General features: G+C 45.8%; 14 protein-coding genes, 1 tRNA gene and 1 pseudogene. 8 read left to right on the plus strand and 8 right to left on the minus strand.

Annotated elements, in window-relative coordinates; translation table 11 throughout:
* Positions 1-9 precede the first annotated feature (9 nt).
* The gene (locus BUB18_RS04905; RefSeq protein ID WP_073078694.1) at positions 10-918 is read left to right on the plus strand and encodes a phosphoadenosine phosphosulfate reductase domain-containing protein; all 909 of its coding nucleotides are present in this window, start codon (positions 10-12) and stop codon (positions 916-918) included.
* A gap of 27 nt (positions 919-945) precedes the next feature.
* The gene (gene mobC, locus BUB18_RS04910; protein WP_073078695.1) at positions 946-2,934 is read left to right on the plus strand and encodes a conjugal transfer protein MobC; all 1,989 of its coding nucleotides are present in this window, start codon (positions 946-948) and stop codon (positions 2,932-2,934) included.
* Positions 2,935-2,948: 14 nt separating this feature from the next.
* Here mobC and BUB18_RS04915 read toward each other — a convergent pair whose 3' ends face one another.
* A complete protein-coding gene (locus tag BUB18_RS04915) occupies positions 2,949-3,806 on the minus strand; it encodes a hypothetical protein (protein WP_073078697.1) in 858 nt (285 codons plus the stop codon).
* Positions 3,807-3,889: 83 nt separating this feature from the next.
* The gene (locus tag BUB18_RS04920) at positions 3,890-4,126 is read right to left on the minus strand and encodes a hypothetical protein (protein ID WP_073078698.1); all 237 of its coding nucleotides are present in this window, start codon (positions 4,124-4,126) and stop codon (positions 3,890-3,892) included.
* Positions 4,127-4,472: 346 nt separating this feature from the next.
* Here BUB18_RS04920 and BUB18_RS29595 point away from each other — a divergent pair, with 346 nt between their 5' ends.
* From BUB18_RS29595 to BUB18_RS30180, 4 genes and pseudogenes are all read left to right on the plus strand, one after another.
* Positions 4,473-4,862 (plus strand): hypothetical protein, encoded by a 390-nt coding sequence (locus BUB18_RS29595; protein ID WP_178372087.1) that lies wholly within the window; start codon positions 4,473-4,475, stop codon positions 4,860-4,862.
* A gap of 427 nt (positions 4,863-5,289) precedes the next feature.
* On the plus strand, positions 5,290-5,439 hold the full coding sequence (locus tag BUB18_RS29600; RefSeq protein ID WP_178372088.1) for a hypothetical protein: 150 nt from the start codon (positions 5,290-5,292) through the stop codon (positions 5,437-5,439).
* On the plus strand, positions 5,429-5,863 hold the full coding sequence (locus BUB18_RS04935) for a recombinase family protein (RefSeq protein ID WP_073078702.1): 435 nt from the start codon (positions 5,429-5,431) through the stop codon (positions 5,861-5,863). Before BUB18_RS29600 ends, BUB18_RS04935 begins: the two co-directional genes overlap by 11 nt.
* 19 nt (positions 5,864-5,882) lie before the next feature.
* Positions 5,883-6,872, plus strand: a pseudogene (locus tag BUB18_RS30180) (recombinase family protein); the annotation flags it as partial.
* A gap of 526 nt (positions 6,873-7,398) precedes the next feature.
* Here BUB18_RS30180 and BUB18_RS04945 read toward each other — a convergent pair.
* The 3 genes from BUB18_RS04945 to BUB18_RS04955 form a co-directional block, all read right to left on the minus strand.
* Positions 7,399-7,471: transfer RNA gene (locus BUB18_RS04945), tRNA-Lys, on the minus strand.
* A gap of 73 nt (positions 7,472-7,544) precedes the next feature.
* Positions 7,545-9,968: a penicillin acylase family protein gene (locus tag BUB18_RS04950; protein ID WP_073078704.1), complete on the minus strand. Its 2,424-nt coding sequence runs from the start codon at positions 9,966-9,968 to the stop codon at positions 7,545-7,547.
* A gap of 52 nt (positions 9,969-10,020) precedes the next feature.
* Positions 10,021-11,124 carry an aminotransferase class I/II-fold pyridoxal phosphate-dependent enzyme gene (locus tag BUB18_RS04955; protein ID WP_073079539.1) on the minus strand — a complete coding sequence of 368 codons (1,104 nt, stop codon included), beginning with the start codon at positions 11,122-11,124 and terminating at the stop codon, positions 10,021-10,023.
* A gap of 60 nt (positions 11,125-11,184) precedes the next feature.
* Here BUB18_RS04955 and miaE point away from each other — a divergent pair, with 60 nt between their 5' ends.
* On the plus strand, positions 11,185-11,781 hold the full coding sequence (gene miaE, locus BUB18_RS04960) for a MiaE family protein (protein WP_073078705.1): 597 nt from the start codon (positions 11,185-11,187) through the stop codon (positions 11,779-11,781).
* A gap of 90 nt (positions 11,782-11,871) precedes the next feature.
* On the opposite strand, the gene BUB18_RS04965 is transcribed toward miaE, so the two are convergent.
* Complete coding sequence (locus tag BUB18_RS04965) at positions 11,872-14,115, minus strand: patatin-like phospholipase family protein (RefSeq protein ID WP_178372089.1); 2,244 nt, start codon at positions 14,113-14,115, stop codon at positions 11,872-11,874.
* A 115-nt stretch (positions 14,116-14,230) separates the two neighbouring features.
* Here BUB18_RS04965 and BUB18_RS04970 point away from each other — a divergent pair, with 115 nt between their 5' ends.
* Positions 14,231-15,691: an MFS transporter gene (locus tag BUB18_RS04970; protein ID WP_073078709.1), complete on the plus strand. Its 1,461-nt coding sequence runs from the start codon at positions 14,231-14,233 to the stop codon at positions 15,689-15,691.
* Here BUB18_RS04970 and BUB18_RS04975 read toward each other — a convergent pair.
* Both BUB18_RS04975 and BUB18_RS04980 read right to left on the minus strand, forming a co-directional pair.
* Positions 15,686-16,669, minus strand: a complete 984-nt coding sequence (locus BUB18_RS04975; RefSeq protein WP_073078711.1) for a GSCFA domain-containing protein — start codon at positions 16,667-16,669, stop codon at positions 15,686-15,688. The genes BUB18_RS04970 and BUB18_RS04975 overlap by 6 nt on opposite strands.
* A gap of 9 nt (positions 16,670-16,678) precedes the next feature.
* Positions 16,679-17,530 (minus strand): hydroxymethylglutaryl-CoA lyase, encoded by an 852-nt coding sequence (locus tag BUB18_RS04980; RefSeq protein ID WP_073078713.1) that lies wholly within the window; start codon positions 17,528-17,530, stop codon positions 16,679-16,681.
* Between the last annotated feature and the right edge of the window lie 22 nt (positions 17,531-17,552).

Below are 17,552 nucleotides of genomic sequence, written 5' to 3' on the forward strand. Positions count from 1 at the left end.
GAGTTTACCATGAAAAGAAAACTTATAGTTTCCTTCAGCGGAGGTGAAACCTCAGCTTTTATGTCACAGTGGTTATGGCAACACAAATCACAGGAATATGAAATGCAGTTTGTATTCGCCAATACTGGCGAAGAAAGAGAAGAAACGTTAGAGTTTATTCAGCAGTGCAGCGACTATTTCGGTTTCCCGGTCACTTGGATAGAATGTGAGCCGGAAAGTAAAACAAAATACACAATAGTAGATTTTTTTACAGCTTCCCGCCGGGGAGAACCTTTTGAAAAGGTGATACGAAAATATGGTATTCCTAATATTGCACTTCCGCACTGTTCCCGTGAACTTAAAGAGGTGCCTATAACTGCCTTCTCAAAAAAAATCTTTCGTAAGCATTACTCTACAGCAATCGGCATCCGGTCTGACGAAGTTGATCGGATCTCACCCTATGCACAAAAAAAGAAGCTGATATATCCCCTAATATCGGGAGGTTTCCACCCCGGCGTAAACAAGGTAGAAGTTAATCTATTCTGGTCTAAAATGCCCTTTAGACTTCGCCTAAAAGGGTACGAAGGCAATTGCAAGTGGTGCTGGAAAAAATCGCTAAAAAAACTATTGAGGATTGCAAAAGATGATCCAGCTGCATTCAATTTCCCGTTACGAATGGAGAAACAATTTGGCAACTACATACCACCCAACAGGGTTTCATTGCTACAGCAAAAAGGAAAGTCAATTGCTTTACCTATTACATTCTTCCGAAACCATATTTCCGCAGAGGAAATTCTATTATCCGCTCGATCCGCGAATCCCATAATCCGGGATGACAACAGGATATACACCCAACAAACCACCATACCATTTATAGATTTTGGTGACACCGATTTTGTCGGTGGGGATAGCTGTGAAATATTCTCCGACTGCCGGTAGACATTATTCATTTCAAAATTGTGCGATATGACAATGAGGACTGGGGAAAACGAAATGGGTCTTAAAAAAATTATTGACCTCACACGAATGATTGCAATTGTAGTGCTACTTATCCACTGCTATTACAATTGTTACCATGCTTTCAAATTGATGGGTTGGACAAGCAATATTTCTGACCAGATTCTTAAAAACATTCTCAAAACCGGACTATTATCTGGTTACATCAAATCAAAAATAATTGCGCTTATCTTTCTTTTCATTTCCTTACTCGGTGTACGTGGGAGAAAGGATGAAAAATCAGATGTAAAGGCCGGTATTGCGTTATTGTTTTCCGGCCTGATCATCTACTTTCTCAGCGGCTTAATCCTCTTGATAACAGGACTACCGCCACAAGCCGCTGCAACAGCCTATATTCTCTTAAATGGCCTTGCATTCATTCTGATAATTACGGGTGGCAGTGTAATAGCCAGGTCTTTAAAAAAAAGATTGAGCGGGGATATTTTTAACAAGGAAAATGAAACCTTTCCGCAGCAGGAGAAAGAACTGGAAAATGAATTTTCAATAAACCTTCCTGCTTACTACTACTATAAAAACCAGCGCCGTAATTCAAACATTTCTTTTGTTTCACCAGCAAGGGGGCTTTTATGTGTTGCAAGTCCCGGAGCGGGTAAGTCAAGGTATCTAATAGAACCTGCTATCAGGCAATTGCTTGCCAAAAATCATGCAATGGTACTCTATGATTTCAAGTACCCCGATTTAAGCATAATCGCCTACAATCACTATCTGAAAAACAGAAATAATTATCGTAACAAGCCTTCATTCTATGTTATAAACTTTGACGACTTATCTCACAGTCACCGTTGTAATCCGCTGTTTCCAGAAATGATGCACGACATATCCGATGCGGTAGAAGCTGCACGCATTTTAATGCTTGGCACCAACCCCAGCTGGTTAAAAAAACAAGGTGATTTCTTTGTGGAAAGTGCCATCAATTTTACTATTTCAATCATTTGGTTTTTGCGAAAATATGAGGATGGTCGCTACTGCACTTTACCACACGTCATAGAACTGATGCAAGTAAAGATGGATAAACTCTTTACTGTGCTACAAACGGAGCCTGAAATTTCGGCCTACATTTCACCGTTCGTTTCTGCATTCGTTGAAAATACGATGGAGCAATTGGAAGGACAAGTAGATGCTGCAAAGATCGGCTTGGCTCGTCTTTCCTCTCCAACAATTTACTACGTGTTAAGTGGAAACCACTTTACTCTGGATGTTAACAACCCTGATGCACCAAAAATTCTTTGCCTAGCCAACAACCCACAAAAGCAACAAGTATTTGGCCCTATTCTCAGCCTTTTCATGACTAGGATCAGTAAGATCATGAATCAGCCAGGTAAGCTAAAATCTGCTGTTGTACTCGATGAATTTCCCACCCTGACTTTCTTGGAACTCTCCACCCAAATAGCCAGTGCGAGAAGCCACTTAATTTCTACCATTCTCGCCATGCAATCAGATCACCAGCTGCGCTTACAATACGGCAAAGAGTGGGCAGATGTAGTCCTCAATATTTGCGGAAACATCATGATCGGTCAAACAAGCGGGGAACTTGCCAAACAGGTTTCAGAACGGCTAGGTAAAACGATGCAGGATCGGGAAAGCATTTCGATAAATAGCGGGGACACTTCAATTTCCCGAAGCAAGCAATTGGAAATGGCCGTTCCGGTAAGTACCATTTCTAATCTTTCTTCCGGTGAATTTGTGGGCATCACTGCTGACACACCAGAACAGCCCATCGACTTAAAACGGTTTCATGCTCACGTCAAAGTAGATAGCGAACAACTAAAAATTGAAAAGGATTCTTATCTACCCATTCCGATAGTCAAGCAGGTAACCCGCAAAGATATTATGGACAATTTTGCTATTATTAAACAGGATGCACAGGATATTGTGGATGCAGTATTGCAATCGGTACTAAACGACCCGTCACAAGAAGGGCTTATTGTAAAAAAATAGTTTTCAACACTGCCTTATTTCGCCACTGCTAAATCCTTTTCAGATTCATTTTCAGGGGTTGGCAGAAAGACGTAGAATGTTTCCCTGCTACGTTTTTCTGCCACAAATTTTCCGCCACCATGTATATTTAAAATGAACTGATCTTCGCGGCTAAGATCCGCTAATTTCCTAGCAATCGTATTCTCATTTAATTCCCCATTGAGTTTCTTAGCAACAAAGGAAGCCAACGCACCACGGGAATATTCCCTTTGCAAAGTAAAGGCTTCTGCAAGCGCCGCATGTAGTTCATTACTTATGCCTGTTCGTTCCCTTTCTTCTTTCTCGTCCTCTTTAAAATCTACCTTCACCAATGTTTCCAATTCTTCATCATACTTAATGTAAATAGGGGCGTTTCGTCTTTTAAACCTCATTTTTTTAAAGACAATCTGAAATATATCGATGTCCTCTTTGTCACTTCCTTTATCCTGTTTCTCGCTTACCTTACGTATTTGTAACTGTGTGGAAGCCTTAAACGTTAGTTCGGTTCCTACATGCCCTCTTGCCTTATCGTTGCCTCCCGGATTTTCATGTATCAGCAACAGAAAAGTCATATCGAAATCAGTTCTCATAACGTTCATCCAGTCATGAATCCTATTTGCGCTGGACGACGAATTGAAATCATCAATGCAATCTGTAGAAACATCTAGGACAATAAGCATGTGTTCTTTCACTTTTTTTCGCAGCTTCTCTACATAATACTGCAAAACGTCCAGCCTGTTAATACGTGATATATTCAAGAGGGGAACAGGGGTAAAGCGAGAAGAAATTGAACGTTCCTTATGACCTGCATTTCTATTTAATGATTGTATAGAGGTTGGAAATTCATCCTGCATGTTTCTTTCTGTATCTACATATAAAACATGGCAAGGAATATCGAAATTAGCTTCAATTTCAAGATGATTACCGCCCGGCTTACCTACGGCATTTTACCAGCGATTGCAGCGGTACAAATAATCTCTGCCAACCTACTTTTATGACTTCCTTCCTTTCCTTGTATTGCGTTAATTGTAAAAGGCCGGAAAAGTGGTTGCCCTCCAATAGTCAGCAATGCAGGTGGTTGTGCAATAGTGCTTCGAGATGCTTTTTTTACCTGCTCTATATTACTTCCGAGCTTTTTCAGTTCCTCTGAAATTATTGGATCAATGTTATTCATAAAGATCAAAAATGGATGTTGTAAAATACATTCCTTTTAAATCCCAAATCTTAATTGGGTGTTAACGAAAAAGAATTAACAGTATCGCAAACTTATTTGTGCAACATATGCGTGTGTGTATCTGTATATATATGGGATCATTCGCACACGCATTAATCCTTTGACAGAAGATAATTTGGTTGGAGCAGGCGAAGGTATGTTATCTCCTGCAATTGTACAACAATGCGAATATACCAATGTTGGCGGTAAAAGTCAACAGCTGCTCGGTAAAAGTCAACAGCTGCTATTTTTTTATTCATATTATTTTTCTTAGCTTCCTATTATCATTTTTTGTTGTGCTCTTGTTATGATACTGTTCCCTCAATTAATTCCCACCCGGATATTAAAAAATATATCCGCTGCAAGATTACAGCTTCAATTGAAATCAGTTGAAGCCCGACTTTATCAACTCGGCCAGTCTATTTCCCAAATCACCAAAACCGAACATCAGACCCCCTTCCTGAAAGGTCGTTTGTACTTCTATAACTGCCAGCTAGGTTACTATTTTAGCGTATACGAAAAGCTATATGAGATATGGTTGGAAGTGTCAAAAAATGAACTTATTGCCAAGCATCCAAGAATGAAAGCCCTTTTCGACAATGGAACAGTTAAAGATGTTCAACATCTGATAGAGTTAGCAAAGAATGCCAAACAGAAACGCGATTCTATTGAAAGCACATCACCCCCAAATACATAAAAAAATACCTAAAAATATTTTCACTTGTTCAGCACTAACTTCTTATTGTCTAAAACCCCTTACTACACTTACTTTTCCCGTATGACCGCAGCAGCAATTACACTCATTTTTTCCTTTAAATGAACATTCGGTAAAAGTCAACACTTTTTGGTAAAAATCAACACTGGCCCCAACCGTTTTTTTTCTACTATTCCATATTTTGCAAGTAGCTTTTTGAGTGTTTGAAAAACATTCAAATTGGTAACTGATTTTTGCTTTTTTTCTAAATTTTAAAATCTTGTGACACATTAGTACATCTTGCTGTTCTATGGCTCATTTTTCACCTGCTTAACACCATATACAACCATCAAATTCTATCCTTTTCGTTTGTAATTTCGTATTATCCCGCATAGCACTTGGATTTGTGAATTTTGAATATGGGTGTGTTATGGAGCAGAAAATGAAACCTGAAACAGCTATGAAGCTGTTAAGTGAACAAGGTATTACTGTAAGCCTTGATGAAGCAGTTGCGATTCTCGAAATCATCTACCAATTCGCAGAAATTACAATCACTGAAATTTTAAGCCATGAAAGCTGATTTGTATATCCGCGCCCGGTGTGACAACCGGGCAAGTCAGTTTATATTTGAGCGCCGACAAGAGGACGCACTTATAAACTATTGCCAATTCAATAAGATCACCATCAGGGAAAAAGTATTTGATAACTGTTCTGCTGGTAATTTCCAAAGGCCCGGCTGGTCGAAATATTTTGACAGCATTAAATCGTCATCTACAAAACCAGCATTACTCCTTTTTACCTCGTGGGATCGTTGGTCAAGAAACATTCCAGAAATGATTGAAGCCAGGTCAATCCTCCGGCAAATGGAGATCACCGTCATGCCCATAGATACACACGATAGTTTTTCGGAAGCCTTGAAATTCTATTCTCACGAAAGTGAGCAGCGTTCTAATATAGATGTTCTTCATTTCTATATGCTTTTCATGAATGAAATGAAATTGTGAAAATGATAAAATTTACTTTATGCAAGTAGCAGACTTATATATACGAGTTAGTACAGATGACCAGCGCGATAAAGGTTTCTCGCAGCGGAGCCAAGAAGAGGTTTTGCGAAAATACTGTGATCGAAATTTCATTCAAATACGGCACGTTATTTTTGAAGATCATAGCGCAAAAACATTCAACAGACCACAGTGGAACAAGCTACTAATGGACTGGCGAAAAAAAAAGCATCAGGTAGACCTGTTGCTTTTTACGAAATGGGATAGATTCAGCCGAAATGCAGGGGATGCTTATAATATGATAAGTATTATTCGCAAACTAGGGATAGAACCGCAAGCAATTGAGCAACCCCTCGATATGACCGTCCCCGAAAGTAAGATAATGATGGCTGTCTACTTAGCCGTACCGGAGGCCGAGAATGATCGCCGGGCTTTGAATATTTTTTATGGTATGCGCCGTGCGCGGAAAGAGGGTCGATGGATGGGAACAGCCCCAATAGGCTATCAAAATAAAACAGATGAAACCGGGAAAATTAAATATATCGCACCCTTTCCGCCGGAAGCCGACATTATGAAATGGGTTTTTGAAGAAATTGCCCTAAGTAGATTTAATACAGAACAGATCCTACAACTGGCCCGCAAACGCGGTTTAAATTGTAGTAAGAATAACTTTTGGGTTGCCATTAGAAACCCTGTTTATTGCGGTAAAATACACATTCCAAAATTCCGTGATGAAGAAAGTTTATTCGTGCAAGGGAAACACGAGGGTATTATCACTTCAACACTTTTTTATCAGGTGCAGGAAGTCCTCGATGGAAGGAAGAAGAAACAACGTACCAAAATTGTTGTTGATAAAGACTTGCCTTTGCGTGGTTTTCTTCTATGCCCACGGTGCAACAGAGTGCTAACGGGCAGTGCTTCCAAAGGCCGCAATCGACATTATCACTACTACCATTGTATTACTTCCTGCGGCTGCCGATTCCCCGCAGAACACGCAAATCAGTTGTTTTCAAAAGAACTACGGAAATATGTGCCACAATCTCCCTTTCGTCAGCTTTTCCGTCCGGCATTGGAGTACTATTTTCAAGCCCAAACCAAACACGCTAATGATGAAAGAAATAGCCTGCTTTCACAAATTGAGGCATATACGGACTTGATAAGGGAGGCTCGAAAGTGTTTATTTCAGCAAAAAATAACACCCGAAGACTTTAACGAAAGCAAAAAGGAGTATGAAATATCTATTTCTAAATTAGAAGAACGATTGGTAGAAGTACCTCAAAGGAATTTCAGTATAGAGAATATACTTGAAAAAGGAATGGAAAATATGTCCAGAATGGATCTTCTTTATGAAAGTGGAGAGGTAGAAACGCAGCGAAAGATCATTGGTTCGATATTCCCTGAGAAACTAATTTTTACAGGATTTGCATATCGAACCACAAGAGTTAATTATGCGGTTCAGCTAATATACAATATGGATAAGGCTTTCATGGAAAAAGAAAATGGGACAAGTGTAGATATTTCTAACTTGTCCCATCAGGTGATCCCGCTGGGACTCGAACCCAGGGCCCATACATTAAAAGTGTATTGCTCTACCAACTGAGCTACGGAATCAATCACCCTCTTTTCAATTGGGAGTGCAAAGATAGGAATTATTCATTCCCAACCAAATTTTCTTTAAAAAATTTTATTTGCCTGCAAATACAGCTTTGTAGCGGATCACCGGATCATCCTTGTCCTCAGGGCGGAAAATATGCAGCAGGTAGTATTTACCGGCTACCCAGTCGCCAACGGCGTTCTCGTAATATGGCGAGCCAGGGTTGCCGCTCTGCCCACCAGGATAGATCCCGTAGGCCTCGGTTTTATCCGAGAGCTGCACCACCATTCGCCAGGAAGGACCGTGGTTTTTCTTGGTCGCATTCACAATGTGCATACCTCCGCCGGTGTTCAGGTTGTTAGCACCAAAAGGCTTCAGCACCCGTGTAAGGTGACGGATGTCCGTTCCGCGGTACCTGCCCAGGGCCAGCTTGCCGTCCTTATCAGCAGCAGCGGCGTCAGCAGCGGTAGCCACAAAAGCATCGCGCACCAGGTCGGATAAAGTCTCCCGCTGCGGCGTGTGAATGTTATCGATGAATTTGAAGGCAGTGTCCTTTAACAGTAACATCAGCGTAGCGGTCGACTGCGGAAATGGCAGGTACACGCTGTCGTTCGGGTGTAGCTCATCCAGCCAGATGGTATCTTCAAAATGCATCCAGAACTGGTTAAACAGCGTAGCGCCGCGACTCTCCGCCGATGCCACCGCATCCCAGCCCACCAACTCACGCCAGTAAGCACGCTGCTGATTATTTAACGCTGCGGTGTCCATATGCTGACGCAGCAGCGGCAGCGCCACAGCCGCAAACTCATTGTAGTTGTCGTTCTGCAACGTCATCATGTCCTGCGGGGTAATACCGGACATAGCCGCCAGCTTTTCGTTGATACGCTTGCCGCGGAACAGATCAAACTCACCATACAAACGGTAAGGATACGTACTGTCAGTAGCCCGCTGATTGGCAGAACTCACAAAGCCGCGCGCCGGATTTTTAATATGCGGCAGCTCCTCATGCGGAATATATCCCTGCCAGGCATAGGTACTGTCGGAGCCAGGCATAATCAGTTTGCCCTGGTCCTTCCAGCGCAATGGATACTGGCCGTTATGCCAGATCGCAATATCACCCGTTTTCGAGGCGAATACGAAGTTCTGGGCCGGACATTGATATGTACTCAGCGCCTGCAGGTAATCCTCGTAATTTTTAGCTTTATTTAGCTTGTAAAATGTCAGGAACTCATTGGATGGGTCCAGCGCCTTCCAGCGCATCGCCAGGAACTGCTGACTGGTAGTATGCTCCGGAAAGGTATTATCATACATCACCGGGCCCCACACGGTGTACGCAACGGTATCATACACCGTAGCACCACCCCGCACCTTTATTGTTTCCACCCGCTGGTCGGCTGTGCGATAGCTACCGTTAAACAGGTATTCCCTGCGACCATTACGGAACTCCATGCGATAAAAGTCCTTCACATCTTCCTCCCCATTGGTTACCCCCCAGGCAATATGATCATTCAAACCAATGATCACACCAGGAGCTCCCGGCAAGCTCGCACCATACACGTTCATATCCGGTGTATTGATCTGCACTTCATACCACAGCGATGGTAAACTCAATCCCAGATGCGGATCACTACAAAGTATAGGCGCACCCAGCCTGGTTTTAGCACCACCCACTGCCCAGTTGTTACTGCCATTGGCAGGATCAGGATTATTGGTACGGTATTTCATAAAGGCTGCATCCAGCGCCAACACGCTGTCCGGCGGCGCTACTGCTTTCGCAGTGGCAGCCTGATAGGCGGTCCCTTTCGGAATGATTGGATCTGTACTATCCAGAAAATCAGGATATAAGAGGTTGAAATCTTTGATATCAAACAGCTGCCGCGCTTTCGTATATTCAAGATCGTTAGCAAAGCCGGCGAGGTCATGTGCCATATATTTCAGCAGGTAAGCGGAGTTAATCAGCTCCCAGTGCTGCGGCTTGTAATCGAGGATTTTATATTCTACAGGCAGGGTCGCATCGGTAAGGGTAGCGATGTAAGCATTTACGCCTTCAGCATACGACTCCAGCACCACTTTGGTTTCAGGGTTAGCCAGCATCTCCTTCAGCGCCTGCTCTGCGCCATAGCCCATCCCGCGCCTGCGCGTTTCCCGGTCGTAGTTCACCATTGATGGCCCCAGGATCTCGGACAACCGCCCCGCCGCCGCAAAAGTTTGCAGCTCCATCTGCCAAAGCCTGTCCCGGGCAGTAATATACCCCTGCACATAATAGGCATCCGCCTCCGTTTTAGCGAAAATATGCGGCACCATACGATCATCAAACCACACTTCAGCCATGCCCTTGAAACCCGGCAGCTGCACGAGATCACGCGTGGCATCTATCGGCTCGGCGTTCATCCAGAAGCCTTGCTGCGGACTCAATAACTTACCCAGTGGCGGAACCGATCCTATTTTGGTGTTGAGCGCCCAGGTCAGTGATAAAGTGACAGCGCCTGCGATAACTGCGGGGATAATTCTCATATGATTTCACAGAATGTAATTTCTAAAATACACCAATTTTAGATTATTACCATTACTGTTTTAAGACGCGGAGTAACTGGTCGATCTCCGCTTTGGTATTGTAACTGTGTAACACAATGCGCAAACGCTCTTCCCCTTTGGGTACGGTCGGATGCAGGATCGCACGTACATCCAGTCCGGCCGACTGACAAGCCGCCGCCACTGTTCTCGTATATTCGTTACCTTTAGTAACCACCGCCTGTATCGGCGTGTCGCTTCCGATCAGCTCCAACTGTGCCGCTCCCGCCCGGAAGTAAGCCACCAGCTCGCGTAACTGCTGCCGCGCCTCGGGCATATACGGGAATAAACTGTAAGCCGCCTGAATAGCCGCCACAGCTGCCGGAGGTAACGCTGTCGTATATATGAAAGCCCTGCAAAAGTTGATCAGGTAATCGCGCAACACCCTGGAACCCAGCACTACTGCACCATGACAACCCACTGCCTTTCCAAATGTATGCACCCGTGCATAACACTGCTCCTGCAAACCCAGGTGCTGCACCAGCCCCTCTCCCTTCTCTCCGATCACACCGGTAGCATGCGCTTCGTCTACTACCAGCAAAGCATTCAGCTCCTTACACATCGCGGCCATGGCCACCAGCGGCGCCATATCTCCATCCATACTATACACCGATTCAACGGCTACGAACACGCGACCCGCCGCCCGCTCAATCTTCGCCCGCAAATCCGCCAGGTCGTTATGTTGAAAAGCAAACGACTGCGCCCTGCTCAGCCTCACCCCATCGCGGATGCTTGCATGAATCAACTGATCATACACAATGGTATCACCGCGCTGCGGCACTGTACTGAAAAATCCCAGGTTCGCATCATAGCCGGAGTTGAAGACTAGTCCTGCCGCTGCCTGATGAAAGGCCGCCAGGTCCTGCTCCACTTCCTCGATCCAGGCATAGTTACCAGCCAGCAGTCTGGAACCGGTACTGCCCTGCCAATGCGGCCTCTCCTGCAGTAATGTATGCACCGCTTCCTGCATAGCCCCGCTCCTGGCCAATCCCAGGTAATCATTAGAACAAAAATCCACCAGGTTGCCCGTTTGCCGCAAACTGCGGAAAGAATGCTGCGCCAGCCGCTCCTGCAGCTGTTGTTGTAAGATGTAGTCCATAATACCCGTCAAGTTAAAAATCAAACTTATCTTCGCAAAAATTACATTTTCAAAAATATCATGAGTAAAGTTTCCATATTAGGCCTGAAACTCCCGACAGATCCCCGTTGGGTGAACCTGGCAGCCATATCCCTGACAGATATCCTGACAGATCACGCCTACTGCGAACAAAAGGCCGCATCTTCTGCCATTTCCCTCATCCAGCGCAATCCTAACAGAGTTCGCCTGGTCGAGGAACTGGCGCCCATTGTTACGGAAGAATGGGGGCATTTCCGGCAGGTACTGGCCGAAATGAAGAAAAGAGGCCTGCAATTGGGTAAACAACGAAAGGACGATTATGTTAATGCCCTCCTCGATTTTAAAGTAAAAGGCGGCAGCGCTGATGACGCCCTGCTCGACAACCTCCTCATATTCGCCCTCATCGAAGCACGCAGCTGCGAGCGCTTCCGTTTACTCAGCGAAGGCCTCGAAGATGAATACCTGCGCGAGTTCTACCGTAAATTCATGATCTCTGAAGCCGGCCACTACCGCCTGTTTATTGATCTCGCCAATGAATATTTTGATGAAGAGAAAGTGCGGAACCGCTGGCAGGAATGGCTGTTGCGGGAAGCAGATATTTTGAAGGAGATTGAGGTGAGAGGAGATAGAATGCACTAAAAATTATTAGTACCTGTTCCTCCGCCTTCGGCGGAGGAACAGGTACTTCTTCAATTGACGCCGAAGGCGTCAATTGAAGAAGTAAAAAATTTAGAAGTTAAAGCCCATATTCACATAAAACCTCACCCGCCCCACCTGGTCACTATACATCATCGTAGCCTCAATAGGCCCCAGCCTGCTGCTGTAACCCAGCCCGAGCCCATATCCGCTCAAATATTTATATTTCCCGCTGGTACTGGCATTCAGGTCATATACCGCAGCCCCCACTCTCGGCATACCAAAAAGATTTCTTAAAAACTCCCACTGCCAGGCCACCTGGACGGCCGCCACACTGGTGGTAATAGCTTCTCCCTCAAACAAACCCACAAACGGAATCTGGTTGTGCATCACATCGGTCATACCGCCTATGAAATAAGTATTTACACCCGATTGCTGATTACCGAAATTCACCGCACCGGCTGCATTCAGCTCCACAGCCGACTTATCATTTAAATGCAGGTAATACTTTGCCTTTAGCATAGCATGCTGGAAATCGCGGAAACTGATGCCCACACTATCCGGATCCACCGGCTGGCCATCCATGCTCACCCTTATACCGGAATGCTGACTGTAGATATAACCGGTCTGAAAATCCAGCAACATACCTTTGGTCGGGTATATTTTTCTATCGAGAGAATTAATGCCGAAGTAAACAAAGCTGTTCATTTGATTAGTACTGCCCCTCAGCTCCAGCAGCGGGGAATACTGCGGCTTATACTTGAGATACTCCCACCTGGTGGCCGCTCCCATGGCCATGGTACCGCCAAACGTAAACTGAACGTTCATTCCCACATGCGCATACTTATTGCGGTAGTTCTGCATTTTTTCAAAGTCCTGATCATAGAAATTCAGGCCGTTGTTCTCATAATAAGCCTGCAAACCAAACCCAAAATTCCTGCGCCTACCCAAATATTTAAAGTACTGTGCTTCCAGTCGGGGATTTTCACTGATTCCCAGCGTCACAAAACTACGGGAGTTCTTCACGATGAAGTTGCGCTGGGTAAGGTTCAGTACCGCCATTACATTGGTAAAACTATTGTAGTTCAGGGCAAATTTTGCATAGGTCAGCGCGTTTTCTTCCACTGTAATATCCATGCGACTCCTCCCATACCCTTCAGGAGTAAGGTTATACGTAATCAGCTTGTAAAACCTGGTGCCAAATACGTTCTGCACGGCCTCTTTCAACTGCTGGGAGCTGTAGCACCCGCCAGGCTTAAGTCTCAACCTTTGTTTAAAAAACTTTTCATCGGAATGCACCAGCCCCGTTACGTGTATACTACTCAGTTCTATATCCGCCGTAAACGGTAAACGATCCACCTTAAAACTGTCCTGCGGCGGATATAACGCATTCAGGGAATCCGCCAGGTGCTTAAAAACCGGGTACATTTCCCGCCCCACCTTTTGCCCGGCAGCAATAATGGAATCAACACTGCCAAAGCTGGCAGCGGAATAATCTTTTAAATCTTTGTTTATGGAGATGTAAATATCGCATTGCTTGCGGGCCTCCTCAAAATCCGCCGCATCTTTGTAAAATCCAAGCTGGTAAAGGATATCTATAGGCGTAATGAGTTTATCAGCCGTTTGCAGCCCCCCGCTTACGTTAGACCCGATCACCAGATCCGCCCCCATCTCTTTGGCAGTAATAATCGGAAAATTGCGTACCACACCGCCATCCACGAGCTTGCGCCCATCAATGGTAACGGCGGTAAACACAGAAGGAATGGCCATACTGGCACGCAAACTGGTGACCAGCTCACCACTGTCGAGGGTAATGATATCCCCGGTGGCCACATCGGTAGCAATGCACTTAAACGGAATATTGAATTTGGTGAAATCTTTCTGGTCTTTCGCCGGCCAGCAGAGCTTTGCCAGCTGCAGCCAGAGGGCTTCGCCGGAAATCACGCCGGAAGCGAGTTTGGGCTTGCCGTATTCAAACGGAATTTCAATAATGTATTTGTTGTATTCCCCCTTTTCTTCATAGGAGATGTCAGAGATATTCGGCTGATTACTGAAAAGGATATTCCAGTCCATATTTTTGGCAATGGCTTCTATCGAATCTCCCGAATAACCGATGGCATACAGTCCACCGATAATACTTCCCATACTCGTACCCGTGAGATAATCCACTTTCAGCCCGGCACTGTCCAAGGCCTGTAAAATACCGATATGTGCCAGCCCCCGTGCACCTCCGCCACTCAGGGTAAGCCCTATCTTTGGCCGATGGCTGTTTTGTGCGGACACCAGCAGGGCTCCACATAACAATAAGGTTAGTAAGGTAACACGACGGAATCTCATGGATATAAACAGCTCTTCTCTAAAGATAAAGAAAGATTGTATGCAGTTATGAAACATAATAAAGATTCACTAACTTTTACGGATACTTTTTATCATCCAATCCGTCTACACGTTTATGAAAACACTAACTGCTAAGCAGAACATCTGGCAGGTCATCTTCGCCTCCTCGGCAGGCACGCTGATAGAGTGGTACGACTTCTACATCTTCGGTAGCTTATCGTCTATTATCTCTGAAAAGTTTTTTCCACCCAGCAACCCCGAACTGGCTTATATTGCCACCCTTGCCTTTTTTGCGGTAGGCTTCATCGTACGCCCCTTTGGCGCCATCGTTTTTGGCCACCTCGGGGATAAGGCAGGCCGAAAATACACCTTCCTGCTCACCCTGATGATCATGGGCGGCTCTACGTTTGCCATAGGCATCATCCCCAGCTACGCCACGGTGGGCCTGGTGGCGCCGGCACTCATCCTGGTACTGCGACTCCTGCAGGGACTTGCATTAGGCGGTGAGTATGGTGGTGCAGCTACCTATGTGGCCGAGCATTCGCCGGCCGACAGGCGAGGCTATTATACCAGTTTTATACAGACGACAGCCACGCTGGGCCTGTTTGTATCGCTGGGGGTTATCCTCGCTACGCGCACCAGTATGTCGTCAGAGTCGTTTAATGAATGGGGCTGGAGAATACCTTTCCTGCTCAGCATCCTGCTGGTGGTAATGTCGTACTACATCCGCATACGCCTCCAGGAATCACCGCTGTTTGCCCAGATGAAGTCGGAAGGCAAAACCAGCGCTAACCCCATCAAAGAAAGCTTTGGTAATAAAGAAAACCTGAAACTGGTGCTCATCGCGCTGTTTGGCGCTACCATGGGCCAGGGCGTGGTATGGTATACCGGTCAGTTCTATGCACTGTCGTTTCTCCAAAAAACGATGAATATAGAATTTGTGCAATCCAATATCATTATCGCTATTGGCCTGTTACTGGGCACGCCGTTCTTTATTTATTTCGGCGGGCTCTCCGATCGAATCGGCCGCAAAAAAATAATGATGGCAGGCATGCTCATTGCCGCACTCGCCTACTACCCTATTTATGCGGCCATGGACAACATCGGCAACGTGAATAAGAAAGTGGAATTAAAAGATGCTTTCCGCATTGAAAACAAAAGCCACCGCAATGATGCCGGCGAAATGGTCACCGTTACCACCCGGGTGCATACCTACGACGATGCCACCATCCTAAATGAAACAGATGGCAAAAAGGAAATCACCGTAAGTATGAAAAACATGACATTCCTGGTATTACTGGTATTTATACAGGTACTATTTGTTACGATGGTATATGCGCCTATCGCAGCTTTCCTCGTAGAACTCTTCCCTACCCGCATCCGCTACACGTCGATGTCGCTGCCGTATCATATCGGCAACGGGGTGTTCGGAGGACTCCTGCCTACGATATCTACCATTCTCGTTACACAATACAATAATCACCTGGCCGGATTAATTTATCCGATTGCCATAGCGCTGATCTGCTTTGTATTTGGCGTGGTAATGATCCGCGAACGTAAAGGAGAAGCTTTATAATTGTTGTGACTGCAGCTGTTGCACCAGCTTGTGCAGCTGCAGCTCCGGATGTTCCTGCATCAGCTTTCTGACCTTTTCCAACTGGGAGGCCACGAATTGCTGATGCCGGACGCTGTCCGGATTGAATGGCCGGTGAGCCGCGGCCTTGTTGAGCTCTGTCAGTTGCTTCAGTAATAGCTGGCTTTGGGGATGAATACAATGCTCCACTACTTTACCCCACACATAATCGATCGCCTGCTCATTGGGATGCACCATATCTTCCTTATAAAACCGGTAATCCCGCAAATCATCTATCACCAGCTCGTAGGCCGGGAAGTAATAGAGTCGCGCAAATTTGTTTACCAGGTGATGAACGGCCTGTAACAACACTGCTTTACTCAGGTTATTTTCCACTACCCCGTCGCGGATATAACGTACAGGGCTAACCGTAAACAGGATGTTCACCTTTCTGTTTCTGAAAAACAGGCGATGCATCACGTTATCCAGCGAGGTAATGATTTCTTCCGCGCTGCACAGGCGTTTATAAAAATTGGCGCCTGCCACTTTATGGTTGTTGGCTACCAGGCGGTTGCCCTCTTTCAGGTGGTATGCGTAGGCAGAACCGAGGGTGAGGATAAGCCAGTCGGCATTTTCCAGCTGCGCGGCCGCCTGCTGCTGGTGGCGGTTAATCTCTCCCAAAACCTGCTCGGGATCAGTACCCGAAAAGCGGCTGTGATGATCCCAGCTGTGCCACAGGTCATCGTGGAGGAAGAGGTCATTTTTCGCATATACCTTACCGTCGAGGTAGGTGGTAAGGGCATGAGTGATACTGAGAGGATTAAACAGTATGCCATGCGGATTGATAAGGGTATCGAAATAATTTGCTTCCAGTTTGCCGCCTATCTCTTCTGCAAAGCAGGAGCCCATGAGCAGCAGCTTATCGCTGTGCTGTATGGCGTTTTCCAACGTATCTACCGGAAAGCTCAGGTGAAATTGCATGTAATCCGCTTAATTCTTAAAAACGATATCGGCCAGGGCCTGTGCTTTGTGCAGGGCTGAAGGGTCCAGCTGCAGCGGGGCCTGGTGCTGTTCGCAAAAAGCGATGAGGTTTTCCGTAGCCAGGTTGCCCACCAGCTCATCTTTAGCCATGGGGCAGCCGCCGATCCCTTTCAACGCGCTGTCGAACCGCCTGCAGCCGTGTTCCCAGGCTGCCAGCACTTTCTCCTGCCAGTTGTTGGGAGCCGCATGAAAATGGGCGCCAAACTCCACCTGTGGATAGGCCGGAATCAGGTGATTAAACAGGTTGTTGATGGTTACCGGATCCGCAACGCCTACCGTGTCGGCCAGGGAAATGGTGGTAATTTCCATTTTTACCATCTCCTCCACCCAACGCAGCACTATTTCCGGACTATAGGCGTCCCCGTAAGGATTACCGAAGCCCATGGAAATGTATACGACCAGCTCTTTTTTATTTTTTATACAGAGTTCCTGGATGGTTTGCACCTGCTCCAGGGACTCTGCAATAGTTTTATTGGTATTTCTCAGCTGAAAGGTTTCAGATACAGAGAAAGGGAAACCCAGGTAGTTGATTTCATCGAATATCACGGCTTCTTCCGCCCCTCTTACATTGGCAACAATGGCCAGCAGCTTACTTTTAGAGCCGGAAAGGTCCAGTTGTGGCAATACCTTCGCCGTATCCGCCATCTGCGGAATCGCTTTCGGCGATACAAAGCTGCCGAAGTCGATGGTGTCAAACCCTACTTTCAGCAGGGCGTTGAGGTACTCCACTTTTTCTTCCGTGCTGATGATCCGGTGCCATCCTTGCATGGCATCTCTGGGACATTCTATCAGTTTAAGCATATGCATAGTTTGGAATAAGCAG

Source organism: Chitinophaga jiangningensis (genome assembly GCF_900142605.1).
Classification (GTDB): Bacteria; Bacteroidota; Bacteroidia; order Chitinophagales; family Chitinophagaceae; genus Chitinophaga; species Chitinophaga jiangningensis.